Annotated in this window: 11 protein-coding genes; 5 read left to right on the top strand and 6 right to left on the bottom strand. The window is 64.5% G+C overall.

Annotated elements, in window-relative coordinates; translation table 11 throughout:
* Positions 1–158: 158 nt before the first annotated feature.
* The 4 genes from QA639_RS22525 to QA639_RS22510 all read right to left on the bottom strand — a co-directional run bounded on the left by QA639_RS22525 (position 159) and on the right by QA639_RS22510 (position 3,247).
* The gene (locus tag QA639_RS22525) at positions 159–806 is read right to left on the bottom strand and encodes a hypothetical protein (RefSeq protein WP_283087436.1); all 648 of its coding nucleotides are present in this window, start codon (positions 804–806) and stop codon (positions 159–161) included.
* A complete protein-coding gene (locus tag QA639_RS22520) occupies positions 803–1,078 on the bottom strand; it encodes a hypothetical protein (protein WP_157347747.1) in 276 nt (91 codons plus the stop codon). Before QA639_RS22520 ends, QA639_RS22525 begins: the two co-directional genes overlap by 4 nt.
* 134 nt (positions 1,079–1,212) lie before the next feature.
* Positions 1,213–2,007 (bottom strand): adenylate/guanylate cyclase domain-containing protein, encoded by a 795-nt coding sequence (locus QA639_RS22515; RefSeq protein ID WP_028332058.1) that lies wholly within the window; start codon positions 2,005–2,007, stop codon positions 1,213–1,215.
* A 175-nt stretch (positions 2,008–2,182) separates the two neighbouring features.
* A complete protein-coding gene (locus QA639_RS22510; RefSeq protein ID WP_028332059.1) occupies positions 2,183–3,247 on the bottom strand; it encodes a carbon-nitrogen hydrolase family protein in 1,065 nt (354 codons plus the stop codon).
* 276 nt (positions 3,248–3,523) lie between these two features.
* On the opposite strand from QA639_RS22510, the gene QA639_RS22505 reads away from it, so the two are divergent.
* From QA639_RS22505 to QA639_RS22495, 3 genes are all read left to right on the top strand, one after another.
* Positions 3,524–4,474: a LysR family transcriptional regulator gene (locus tag QA639_RS22505; RefSeq protein ID WP_283087435.1), complete on the top strand. Its 951-nt coding sequence runs from the start codon at positions 3,524–3,526 to the stop codon at positions 4,472–4,474.
* Between the two features lie 77 nt (positions 4,475–4,551).
* Entirely contained in the window at positions 4,552–4,878 is a 327-nt protein-coding gene (locus tag QA639_RS22500) for a DUF485 domain-containing protein (RefSeq protein WP_283087434.1), read from the top strand.
* A 12-nt stretch (positions 4,879–4,890) separates the two neighbouring features.
* Positions 4,891–6,474 (top strand): solute symporter family protein, encoded by a 1,584-nt coding sequence (locus QA639_RS22495; RefSeq protein WP_028332062.1) that lies wholly within the window; start codon positions 4,891–4,893, stop codon positions 6,472–6,474.
* Between the two features lie 293 nt (positions 6,475–6,767).
* Here the strand turns inward: QA639_RS22495 and glmU are convergent, their stop codons facing one another.
* Entirely contained in the window at positions 6,768–8,126 is a 1,359-nt protein-coding gene (gene glmU / locus QA639_RS22490; protein WP_283087433.1) for a bifunctional UDP-N-acetylglucosamine diphosphorylase/glucosamine-1-phosphate N-acetyltransferase GlmU, read from the bottom strand.
* Between the two features lie 182 nt (positions 8,127–8,308).
* Between glmU and QA639_RS22485 the strand changes: the two genes are divergently transcribed.
* Together QA639_RS22485 and QA639_RS22480 are read left to right on the top strand one after the other, a co-directional pair.
* Positions 8,309–9,679: a hypothetical protein gene (locus QA639_RS22485; protein WP_157347752.1), complete on the top strand. Its 1,371-nt coding sequence runs from the start codon at positions 8,309–8,311 to the stop codon at positions 9,677–9,679.
* Positions 9,680–9,773: 94 nt separating this feature from the next.
* On the top strand, positions 9,774–10,154 hold the full coding sequence (locus QA639_RS22480; RefSeq protein WP_028332065.1) for a hypothetical protein: 381 nt from the start codon (positions 9,774–9,776) through the stop codon (positions 10,152–10,154).
* Here the strand turns inward: QA639_RS22480 and QA639_RS22475 are convergent.
* Positions 10,114–11,742, bottom strand: a complete 1,629-nt coding sequence (locus QA639_RS22475) for a glycoside hydrolase family 17 protein (RefSeq protein WP_283087432.1) — start codon at positions 11,740–11,742, stop codon at positions 10,114–10,116. The two genes, QA639_RS22480 and QA639_RS22475, sit on opposite strands and share 41 nt — an antisense overlap.
* Between the last annotated feature and the right edge of the window lie 155 nt (positions 11,743–11,897).

The following is an 11,897-nucleotide window of genomic DNA, read 5'->3' as shown; positions in this document are numbered from 1 at the left end:
CAAAAATCGCCGAAAATTTGCCAAAGCGGCGACACGGTCCCTTAACGGGAATCGCCGGCCGCAAGATACTCAATAATTATTGCCGATTGCGACAGTCTTAAACGGCAAGGTTGATGCGAAAGGCTGGTTAATCGGGGCTAACCATTTTGGCAAGAGCGTCAGCGCGGATCCGCCGGCGCGGGCCACGGTTTCGCCTCCCAGATCGTGGTCCATTCCTGACCCGCGCCGCACGCAGGCGTGCTGACCTCGACGCGAACCACGACAAAGCTTTCGCGATTGGTCACGTCTAGCCGATAGACATGCCGCAGGTGTGGGCTGGGACACAGGTCCGATCCGGTTTCGGCCTGAAACAAGCCGGCCTCCTCCCTCCATGTGATGAACCCCGGAGTGTCCGTCGTACCGAAGCCGTTCAGCGCGACGTACGGAAATTTCATTGGCTTTGGTCTGCTGACGTCGGAAAGATCGAACACGCGATGCGACCCGGTCTCGGAAAGCCGACAGAACATCAGCGCGAGACGGTGCCCGGCCACTTTCATGAAGCGAACCGGCAACTTTTCGATGTCATCCCTGTATTTGCAGCCGGATTGCTCGGCGGCAAGCGCGAGCATCCTTGGCACCAAGGCCGGATCGGAAATTTCAAAGTCCGTGCGCCCATTGGCAAGGCTGCTCCATTCGCGAAGCGCCTCGCGTCGTGCATTGATGCTCGAAGTTTCGTCGCCGCGCGCGACCGACACGAGCGGCGGACCGGCCGTGAGAAGACCTCCGAGCAGCACCTTGATCAATCCAGTGATCAGCCGCGCGCTCACGGTTCCCATCCCCGGCCACGCAGCCAGACGTCGCGGCACGTGACCAGCATGCCGTGCAGTCCGTTCTTGAGGAAAAACAGATAGAGCGCGAACAGCAGCACGAAGCTGGGCCGATCGTCGCCCCAGGAAACGAACTTAAGTTGGTCGTGTGCCTTCCGGGACAGCACCGCCAACTGTCCGGTCTCGGCCCATTGGTAGAGTCGTGCGCCGCTGAAATAAGTCACCAGGCTGCAAAATACTCCAATCAGAACGGTCGCGGCATGTTTGCGCATGACGTGTTTTGCCTCATCGCCTCCTAAGAGCGATGAAACCGCAGACGGCAAACGTCGTTAACCGCATCAATACGTCATTAACGCCTTTCGGCGAGGCCAGCCGACGCTGGCGGTAACGGCGTTCCCAGGACGTCCTAATGCTCAACCCGGTAGAGCCGCCATCGCTCCGGCACGCCCTTGAGCTGGTGCGCGCCGCGGTCCTTGAAGCGGATTTCGGACTTTGACATCAGGTCCTTGACCGCGCTCGAGACCAGCACTTCGCCGGCCCGTGCTTTCGCCGCGACGCGCGCGCCGATGTGAAACGCAAGACCGATCACCTCCGCCCCGCTCACCTTGTATTCGCCCGCGTGCAGTCCGACCCTGATCTCCAGCCCCAGCGTGCGCACGGACTCGCGGATTGCGGTCGCGCAACGGATCCCGGCTGCCGGCGCGCGGAACGTCGCCAACACCCCGTCCCCGGTCGTCACGACTTCCTTCCCCCGCAAGGCCTTCAGCTCCCTGCGCACAGCGACATAGTAGTGATTCATCACCGTCGCCCAGCGCGTGTCGCCGAGCCGCGCGGCCTTTTCGGTGGATCGGACGATATCGACATAGAGGATCGTGGCGAGCGCCTGTTTGAGCTGCGAGTCCCGATCGGCGGTTCGACGCCGGTTCGCGATATTCCCAGCCAGCGGTTCATAGCGATGGCTGCGTCGCCGCGCGATGGCGGCCTTGGTGTAGTCCCGGGCGCGCTGCACCGTGCGGCAGCGAATGGTTTTTTCCTGCGGTGGAAACGTCCAGTAGACCTTTCGCCCGTCGCCCGCGCCATCAACCTGCACGGCACCCCATTTCAGGAAAACCGTCGAGCCGGCCCGTCGAATGCACCATGCCTTCGACGTGTATCCGGAAACGTTCGACTGATGGACTCCGATGCGAAGGAATTTTGGCATGAGCGCCCGGCCGATCGAAGAAGCGTTTGGCAGCCTACCCAGGGTAAAGCGTAGCCATACATTCCCGCGTTGGCAACGGTGCAGGTTTGCGGACCATCGAGAATGCCGGATTGCGATGTCCGCGTCGGGTCCCGCACGCGGACGAAGGATTGTATAGGGCGGCACCAGCGCTTCGTCAGCTCCGGAGGTCGCGCCCCTGCCCATTCGATGCAGCGTCGGCATCGACCGACAGAATTGCCGCGTCTTGCGCTTCCGCTATTGGCTGCTCTGAATCGCGAAATCGAGCCGGGGTCAATCGGCTGCGGTCGACCGTCACGCCGAAGATGTCGAAGCGGTTGTAGTAACCGACCACGTCGTGAAACTGTTTCGGCTCGACGCAGCGATTGAGATCGATCTCCGCGTAGGCGATCCCCTCCTCGTCCTGCAATCCATCGCCGAAGACGCTGCCGGTCGGATCGACGAAGAAGCTCGCCGCACGTGGTGTCTGGTCGATCACGTCGGCGATCGTTCGATCGCGTTCAATGAGGAAGGCGCGCATCGCCTGATCCATGTAGCCGGCGGTGACGATCCCGAATACCTTGGCCTCGAAGCAATGGGCGCTGGCCCGGATGCGGTTGGCGGCCACGTTGTCGAAATTGCCGCCGCCGGCCGGGCGCCGGGTGGGCCACATCGGCGGCCAGCTCGAAATGTGCACCTGCTCGCCCTGCGCCATCAGCGCGAAGCGAGCCAATGGATTGGTATTCTCGCCGCAAATCAACCCGCCGATCCGGCCCTGCCGCGTCTCCGCGACCTTGAGGCCCGCACCATCGCCGGACGACCACACCAGCTTCTCATAGAAGGTCGGAACCAGCTTGCGGTGATGGATGAGAATTTCTCCGGTCTCGCCGATCAGCAGGTTCGAGTTCCATAGCCCCCCGACGCTGACGGCCGAACGCTCGCTGATGCCGATCGAGACGGTGACGCCGAGGGCACGCGCCTCGGCGCAAAGCCGCGCCACTTCCGGTCCGTCCGCCAGCACGGATTGCTCCGCCATACGCACGAACAGATCGTGGTTGTCGATTGGAGGCCACAGCGCGGCCCAGACCGGAAAGGCGGGAATATAGGTTTCGGGAAACGCGATCAGCTCGGCGCCGGCCCTGGCCGCCTCGCGAATGATGGCGATCGCCTTTTCGGTGGTCGCCCAGCTGTCGAGGAAGACCGGCGCGGCGTGGACGGCAGCAGCCTTGAAACGAGGGAGCATGTCGAAAATCCCGGCCAGAGCGTTTTCCAGCGAAGTGGATACCGGTTCGCATGAAGAAAACGCGTCAAAACAAAAATCTGGAGCCCCCGTTCCGATCCAACCGGAACGGAAGACTCTAGGCTGAGCAGCGCGAAGCGGTATCATCCCTGCCTTGCCGGCGTGCATGGGAATTGTCGCAAGGTCGGTTGCGAAGGATCGGAGCCGCCACGCGCTGGAACGGGAATTGCTTTGCTGACAAGGGCCGCAATCTCAGCGGCCGCAACCTGGAGGCAGATCATGTTCGACACGATCAACTGGGACGATCTGCGGGTGTTTCTCTGCGCCGCCCGCGCCGGCAATCTCAGCCAGACCGCGAAACGGCTGCGGCTCGACCATTCCACCGTCAGCCGGCGCATCGCCCAAATGGAAGCTTCCCTCGGGGTTGCGGTGTTCGAACGCCACCGCACCGGCCTCAAGCTCAACGAAGTCGGCGAGCGGCTGTTGCGTCATGCCGAGCGGGTCGAGAGCGCGGTGATCGCCATCCGCGAGGAGGCCAGCGCCAGCGACACCCAGGAGCTCGTCGGGACCGTGCGGCTCGCCACCATGGAGGGGATCGCCTCGCTCTATTTGGCGCAGCGTTTCGCCAAACTGCGACGCACCACGCCGCAGCTCACCGTCGAACTCGTCACGTCCGCCCAGACGGTCTACGTCCATAAGCGCGAGGCCGATCTGTTCGTGTCCTTCTTCCGGCCGCCCGGTCCGGGCCTGATCTCGGAGCGCATCGGCAAGTTCCGGCTCGGGCTATTCGCGAGCCAGGACTATCTCGACCACCATGGGATGCCCGCAAGCCTGCGCGACCTGCAGGATCATTGGTTCGTGTCCTATATCGAGGACCTGATCCAGGTCGATTCGGTGCGCTGGCTCGCGGACGTCATCGAAGAGCCGAAAATCGCCTTCCACTCCAACAGCATGATCGCGCAGATGAACGCCGCGGCGGGCGGCCTCGGCATCGTGATGCTTCCGAGCTTTGCCACAAGGGACCGGCCCGACCTGATACCCGTGCTGCCGGCTCTCGCCGGCACCGTTCGCGAGGTCTGGCTCAATGTCCACAGCGACCTGCAATTCGCTCCGCGCATCCGCGCCGTCCGCGCCTTCCTTAAAAATACCCTGAAGCAGGATCCGGACATGCAGGTCACGCTGGGCGATGTCGTGCCGCAGCCACGCACGGCAGATTGCAAAAATCCATAATTCCCTTCCGTCGGCCCCCGGCTGAAGCTCGTCCGATTGGCGCAAGCAGAGCGCGCTGAAGTTTTGAGGGGGCCGATATGAACGTGGTTATTCCCGGCAATGCCGATCCGGCACCGAGCGGCGGCGCATTGGCCAAGAAACAGGCCGAGAAGCTGGCCAAGAAACTGGCCAAGAAGCGGCTGACAGTCGCGCTCGTTCTGAGCGTTGCGATGATCGTGATCTATTTCGGCTTCATGGGGCTTTTCGCGTTCGACAAGCCGCTGCTCGGCACCATCCTGATGCCCGGCCTGTCGCTTTGCATCGTGCTCGGCCCGCTCGTCATCATCTCTTCCTTCGTGCTCTGCCTGGTCTACGTGCTGTGGGCGAACCGGGTGTTCGACGCAGGCGTTCGCGAGCTTCGCTAAGGGGACAGGCAAATGGGCAGCAGCACGCTTTCGATCGGGTTCTTCTTCGCCTTCATGGCGTTGACGCTGGCAATCACCTATTGGGCTGCGCGGCGCACGCGCACCACCGAGCACTTCTTTGCCGCCGGCGGCCAGGTCACGCCGTGGCAGAACGGCTGGGCACTCGCGGGAGACTTCCTGAGCGCCGCGGCCCTGCTCGGAATTGCCGGCATCGTCACCTCGAACGGCTTCGACGGCATGATCTATTCGATCGGATGGCTGGTCGGCTGGCCGATCATTCTGTTCCTGATCGTCGAGCCATTGCGCAATGTCGGCCGTTTCACCTTCGCTGACGTCGTGGCCTATCGCCTGCGCCAGCGCCCGGTGCGCCTCGCCGGCGCCATCGGTACACTTGCCGTGATCCTGTTCTACCTGATCGCCCAGATGGTCGCGACAGGATCGCTGATCAAGCTGCTGTTCGGCCTGCCCTACACCTGGTCGGTCATCGTCGTCGGCAGCGTGATGCTGGTCTATGTGCTGTTCGGCGGCATGTTGGCGACGACCTGGGTGCAGGTGGTCAAGGCTGTGCTGCTGATGGGCGGCGGCATCCTGCTCGCCCTCCTCGTGCTGACCCATTTCGACATGAACCCGCTGAAGCTGTTCGCCGCGGCGTCCGAGAAATACGGCACCAAGGTGCTGCAGCCGGGATCGAAGGTGGTCTCGGGTCAATGGGATGCCATCTCGCTCGGGCTCGGCCTGATGTTCGGAACCGCCGCGATGCCGCATGTGCTGATGCGGGCCTACACGGTGAAGGATTCCAAAGCCGCACGGCTGTCGATCCTCTATGCCACCGGCCTGATCGGCGTCTTTCATCTCATGGTCTTCATCATCGGCTTCGGCGCCATGGTGCTGGTCGGCGCCGAGGCGGTGGCCAAGGCCGGCGGCGGCGGCAACATGGCAGCACCCCTGCTCGCACTCACCGTCGGCGGCAATGCGTTCTTCGGCTTCATCTGCGCGGTCGCGTTCGCGACCATGCTTGCCGTCGTCGCGGGGCTGACACTGTCGGGCGTCGCCACGCTCTGCCACGACGTCTGGACCAATGTGATCCGAAACGGCACCGCTTCGGAGGCCGAGCAGCTCAAGGTCGCGCGGGTCGCGACCGTTCTGATTTCCATCCTCGCCATCGGTCTGGGAATCGCGTTCGAAGGCCAGAATGTCGCCTTCATGGCGGGACTTGCGTTCTCGATCGCCTGCGCCGCCAACTTCCCGTCGCTGGTGCTCGCCATCACCTGGCGCCACTTCACGACGCCTGCTGCCGTGGCGAGCATCCTCGTCGGCACGCTGAGCTCGCTGGTGCTGATCTATCTGTCCCCGACCATCCAGGTCGACATTCTCGGCAAGCCGCTCGCCGCGATCGAGCATCAATGGTGGTTCGTGTCGCTGCGCAATCCCGCGATCATCAGCATGCCGCTATCCTTTGCGGTCGCGATCCTGCTGTCGCTGGCGACACGGGAGAAGAACGCAAACCTCGCCTTCGACGAGATGCAGCGGCGCATCCTGCTCGGACCGGTCCAGCCGACCCTCGACGATCCGGGCCAGGCGAAGAATGCGGCATGAACGGGGTCAACCGATCGACGTTGCGGATCGGCCCGTTTGCGAACCCCGTCACCCGATGCGGATGTGTGACTCACAGATCGCGCAACACACGCAGTGTCGTCCTGGCGAAAGCCAGGACCCATTACCCCAAATCTTGGTTGTTGCGCGACGCTGGGGCCGCGATCCCGTTCATCACCGAATTCGGTGGTTATGAGTCCTGGCTTTCGCCAGGACGACGGTTGAGGAGGTTGCGGGCTCGTCTCTATCACCGTCATGAAGCCGCGACGCGGCCGTCCCGAAGCACGACGACGGCATCACTTCCCCTTCGCAGCCTTCTCCTTCAGCTTCGCCGTGCGGTAGCGCGCGGCGCCGCCTTCGCGGATGGACTGCTCGCTGCGCTCGAGCGCCATCGCATCGTCAGGAACGTCCTTGGTGATCACGGAGCCCGAGCCGATATAGGCGCCCTTGCCGATCGTGACCGGCGCGACCAGCGACGTATTGGTGCCGATGAAGGCGCCCTCGCCGATCAGCGTCTTGTGCTTGAGGAAGCCGTCATAGTTGCAGGTGATGGTGCCGGCACCGAGGTTGGAATTGGCACCGACATGGGCGTCGCCGACATAGGAGAGATGGTTGACCTTGACCCCGGCCTCCAGCCTCGAACCCTTGGTCTCGACGAAATTGCCGATCTTCACGCCATCGCCGAGCGAAGTGCCGGGCCGCAGCCGCGCGTAGGGTCCGAGCTCCACCTTCTTGCCGATCGTGGCTTGGGTGATGTGCGAGAAGGAATGGATCACGGCGCCGTCGTCGATCGAAACGCCGGGTCCGATCACCACGAACGGCTCGATCGTGACGTCCTTGCCGAACTTGGTGTCGGCGGCGAGATAGACGGTTTCCGGCGCGATCAGGGTCACGCCGGCCTCGAGCGCCTGGTTGCGCAGCCGTGCCTGCATCACGGCCTCGGCCTCGGCGAGCTGCGCCTTGGTGTTGATGCCGCGCACTTCGTCTTCGCTGGTCTCGATCACGACGGCCTCCAGCCCGAGTTCCCTGACAATGCCGACGGCATCGGTCAGATAATATTCGCCCTTGGCATTGGCATTGCCGATCTTCTCGATGATCGCGAGCGCCTTCTTGCCGTCGAACGCCATGACGCCGGCATTGCACAGCGTGATCTTGCGCTCTTCGGCACTGGCATCTGCCTGCTCGCGGATCGCGACCAGCTTGCCGTTCTCGACCACCAGCCGGCCGTAGCCGGTCGGGTCGGCGGCATGGAAGCCGAGCACCGCAAGCGCCGCGCCGTCGCGCAGCGGCGCGCGCATCCGGGCAAAGGTCTCGGCCGAGATCAGCGGCGTGTCGCCGAATGCGACCAAGAGGTCGTCGGCGCCGCGGGCGATCGCCTCGCGTGCCGCCAGCACCGCATGCGCGGTGCCGAGCCGCTCGCGCTGCACGAAGGTCTGCGCGTCGGGCCGCGCCCGGCGTGCCTCGGCTGCGACCGCCTCATGGTCCGGGCCGACCACGACCGCCAGCTGCGATCCCTCGCCGGAGGCCGCAGCGTTGAGCACGTGCGACAGCAGCGGCTGCCCGGCCACGGGGTGCAGCACCTTCGGCAGCGACGAGCGCATCCGCGTGCCCTCACCGGCCGCAAGCACCACTGTCAGGCTCGTTCGCGCAGTCATTCGCAATCCTCGATGTCGCGCGCAGTTCGCGCGCAAAGCTGTCTTCGAGGCCGTCTTTAATTGTTTTCCCCGGCAGAAGAAACCGATTCGCCTCCGTGGCGCTCCGGATTCAAGTTCCCGGTCCATTTCCTGTTAATCTTTGCCTCGTGATTCGGCGGGCCTTGAGGAGGGCCAAGCGGGCTTTGGCCAAAGATCGCGACAATCTGGCGGCGGAATTCGACACCGAGAGCACCACCGGCTTTTTGGCCGAGGAGGATGCTCTGGATCGCCGCATGCTGTGGCGGCTCGGCTCGTGGGGCGTTGTCGCGGTCGGCGCCGTCACCGTCGCGGTGATGGCCAACCAGTCGGCGTTGTCGCTGCGGCGCGACCAGGTCGCCGCAGCGGACCTCGCGCGACAGGCCCAGCAGCTGCAGACGCTGGCGAAGGAGAGTCACAACGAGACGCGCCGGCTCGCGTCCGCGATCGATACGCTCAACGGCGACCGCGACCGGCTGTATTCGCGCGTCACCACGCTGGAGCAGGGTCTCGACTCCGTAACCGGCGCGATCGCCAGGCAGCCGCCGGCACCATCGCCCTTGGCAGCGGCGCCCTCGCCCGGAACCGCCAGTTCGTCGCCCGCCGCCTCCGCGCCGACCGTTGCCGCTGTCGCAACGACGCCGCCGGTCGCGTTGGACAAGCCGGCGGCGGTCGACAAGCCCGCAGCCGGCGACAGCAAGGCGACTGGGCCGATCGAGAAGCCGGTTGCGGCGGCCGAAAAGCCGGCAACAGCCGACAAGAAACCGGTGCTCGCGGCCGCCAAGCCGCAGGCCGTCGCGGAGAAGCCGCCAGTCTCCGGCAATTCGCCGCCGAATTCCGCCACGGCCGCATCGATCGCCAGTCCGATGAGCGCCGCCGCGGCCGGCGCCGAGGATTCCCCCGCAGCGCCGGCGCCGGTCGCGGATAACAAGCCGCTTGCCGACAAGCCGGTCCTGGCATCGCTCGATCCTGCGGCGAACAAGGCAACCGAAGCGGTCAAGCCGCCGACCGCCAACGATGTCACCACCGCACCGATGCCGCCGCTGGTGATCACAGCGGATCCGGACGCCGAGGACGATGCGCCGCAGGCACAGATCCACCGCACCGAGTTCGGCGTCGATCTCGGCACGGCCAATTCGGTCAATGGACTGCGCGCGCTGTGGCGCGGCCTGTTGAAGTCGAAGGCCAACGCGCCGCTGGCGGCGCTGCGGCCGATCATCGTGATCAAGGAGAACAGCAACGGGCTCGGCATGCAGTTGCGCCTGGTGGCTGGACCGCTGAACGACGCCGGCACCGCCGCCAGGATCTGCGCGGGCCTCAGCCTGGTGCAGCGGACCTGCGAGACGGCGATCTATGACGGCCAGCGGCTGGCCCTCAACGAGCCGCCCGCCGGAGCCAAGCCGGCGCCATCGCATCGGCGGGCCGCGCCGAAGCGCGCCGTCGCACCACCATCGCCGCCGCAGCAGCAGCCGGTCGCCGAGGACAAGAAGCCGGAGCCGACCACGATCTCCTCGATATTCCGGCGGAACAGCCAATAATCATGTTGGCCAAGGGATTGTGGCCGGATTTTCAACCGATTTCGATGCTCCGACCGAGCTTGTCCCGCAACCCGATCCCGACCATAGTGCCGCGATGACAAAACCTCCGTTCCGCCTCTCCCCCTATCAGGTCCAGTTCCTGATGGTCGTGGGCTTCGTCACCGTCGGCTACGCGCTCTACGTGCGCTATCTGGCAATCGAGTTCTCTCCCGTTGCGCTGGCCTGCGACGCCGGCGCGCAGACCATGCTCTGCAAGGCTCGCGCGCTGTCGACCGTACTGTTCAAGAACTCGGTGTTCGGGATCACCGCGCTGGTAATCGCGGTGCTCAACCTGATGCGGCCGTCGATCGTGCTGCTGACCGGCGGCTTGATCGCCGCGGGGCTCGGGATCGTGCTCTACAATGTCGTGCTGTCGGGGCTCGCGATCGGGCTGTTCATCCTGGGTTTTGCGCGGCCCGCGCCCGCCACAGCGTAGCGGCGAGCAAGAGGTACATCACGCAGGTCCAGTCCGACTGCCAGTTGATCGTGCCCTCGTTGTAGATCGTGTAGCCGGCGGCGATCACCAGCAGGCCGGCGAACACGGATTCCGCGAGCGGCCGGATGCCTTCCTTCGGGCGATTGAGCATGGTCAGCAGCGCGAATGGCACCACCGCCATGGTCAGCGAGGCATACGGGAAATCGCGGTAGCGCGGATCGAAGGTGAAGCCGAGCGCGGTTTCGGCAGCAATTACGGTGGTGATGATCAGCACAATCGCCAACACCGCGCCGATCACGCCCTTGCCGCGATAGTCGCGCGGCCCGAACAGTTCCAGGAAGGTCGGCAGCGACCGCCCGGCGATCAGCGCATGCGCCGTCAGCAGTGGCGCGGCAATGCCCGCCGCGAGCAGCGCGCCCCAATGCAGCCAGCCGCCGACGCCGTAGCTCTCGTAATACATCTTGTCGCCGGCAATCCCGAGCAGCGCCCCCGCCATCGTCGCCGAAATGGCGACCGCGATCCAGGCCGACGGCCGCGGCGTCCACGGCCGGCGGCGCAGCGTCAGCCAGGCCGCGAGGAATGTGGCGACGGACAGCGCCATGCCGCCCGCCATCTGTAGCTTCCAGTCCGGATAGTTCGTGATAGCAACGCCGGGCGGATACTTCACCTGCCGCTTGATCGAATCGAACAGGCCCCAATTGCCGCCGACGGTGCCCTCGAGCTTGCGCTTCCAGGGCTGGTCGTAGGCCTCGATCAGGTTGACCCGAAAGCCCTCGCGCTTGGCGAGGTCGAGGATCTCGGACACCACCCGCGCCTGGTTGGTGCGCGACGGCAATGCGCCCTCCCGCATCCGCCCCTGGCTCGGCCAGCCGGTCTCGCCGATCAGGATCTCCTTGCCCGGGAATGTCACCGCCATCCGCTTGCGGATATCGTCGACATGCGCCGCGGCGTACTTCGCCTTGACCGGGATGTCCTCCCAATACGGCAGGATGTGAATGGTGACGAAATCGACCGCGTCATAAATCTCGCGGTTCTTCACCCAGTATTCCCAGACGTCGGCATAGGTGACAGGAAGATTGCCCGCCGCCGCCTTCACCGCGCGGATGTTGCCGGCAAGATCGGTGGCGGTCATCTCGCCGCGCAGCAGCACCTCGTTGCCGACGATCAGCGAGGTGACGACGCCAGGATACTCCCTGGCGAGCCGGACCGCGATCGCGATCTGCTGCAAATTCTTGAAGCGGTTGCTGCTGAGCCAGATGCCCTGCATCACCTTCAGCCCGACCTTGGCCGCAACGCCGGGGACCTGGTCGAGCCCGTTCTCGATCGAATAGGTGCGCACGCAGTCGGTGACCTTGGCGAGATCGGTCAGATCCTGCTCGATCTGCTCGACTGGAATCTGCGTGGTGGGATCCAACGGAGTCTGCGCGCCGCGGAACGGCGTATAGGACACGCATTGCAGCTTTGCAGCGGGATCGATCGGCGCGCGCACGAGCGTAATCGGCGTGGCGAGCCACCACCACACGGATGCAATCACGGCGAACGAGATCAGGAGAAGCGCCAGCGGCGTACGAAGCGAAATCGGTTCCATCCTCCGGGGGACCGTCGAATTAGCCGGTCACAGCCCATCTGCCAAGAGCGGGATTAGGTCAATACCATGGTTGTCCTGCGACAGTTTTGCGCTGGGTCGATAAAGTTGTGAGTTTGCTGGACAAAATACCAAATTCCAGTCATCAGATTTCGCCA

It is taken from the genome of Bradyrhizobium pachyrhizi, assembly GCF_029714545.1.
Lineage (GTDB): Bacteria > Pseudomonadota > Alphaproteobacteria > Rhizobiales > Xanthobacteraceae > Bradyrhizobium > Bradyrhizobium pachyrhizi.
The sequence above is the reverse complement of the archived record's forward strand: the minus strand, read 5'-3'. Positions and strand labels throughout refer to the sequence as shown.

Excerpts from the sequence above, each read along its gene's own strand:
- QA639_RS22505 (WP_283087435.1), top strand. The coding sequence starts at position 3,524 with ATGTTCGACACGATCAACTGGGACGATCTGCGGGTGTTTCTCTGCGCC.
- QA639_RS22495 (WP_028332062.1), top strand. The coding sequence starts at position 4,891 with ATGGGCAGCAGCACGCTTTCGATCGGGTTCTTCTTCGCCTTCATGGCG.
- QA639_RS22510 (WP_028332059.1), bottom strand. The coding sequence starts at position 3,247 with ATGCTCCCTCGTTTCAAGGCTGCTGCCGTCCACGCCGCGCCGGTCTTC.
- QA639_RS22520 (WP_157347747.1), bottom strand. The coding sequence starts at position 1,078 with ATGCGCAAACATGCCGCGACCGTTCTGATTGGAGTATTTTGCAGCCTG.
- glmU (WP_283087433.1), bottom strand. The coding sequence starts at position 8,126 with ATGACTGCGCGAACGAGCCTGACAGTGGTGCTTGCGGCCGGTGAGGGC.
- QA639_RS22475 (WP_283087432.1), bottom strand. The coding sequence starts at position 11,742 with ATGGAACCGATTTCGCTTCGTACGCCGCTGGCGCTTCTCCTGATCTCG.
- QA639_RS22500 (WP_283087434.1), top strand. The coding sequence starts at position 4,552 with ATGAACGTGGTTATTCCCGGCAATGCCGATCCGGCACCGAGCGGCGGC.
- QA639_RS22515 (WP_028332058.1), bottom strand. The coding sequence starts at position 2,007 with ATGCCAAAATTCCTTCGCATCGGAGTCCATCAGTCGAACGTTTCCGGA.
- QA639_RS22480 (WP_028332065.1), top strand. The coding sequence starts at position 9,774 with ATGACAAAACCTCCGTTCCGCCTCTCCCCCTATCAGGTCCAGTTCCTG.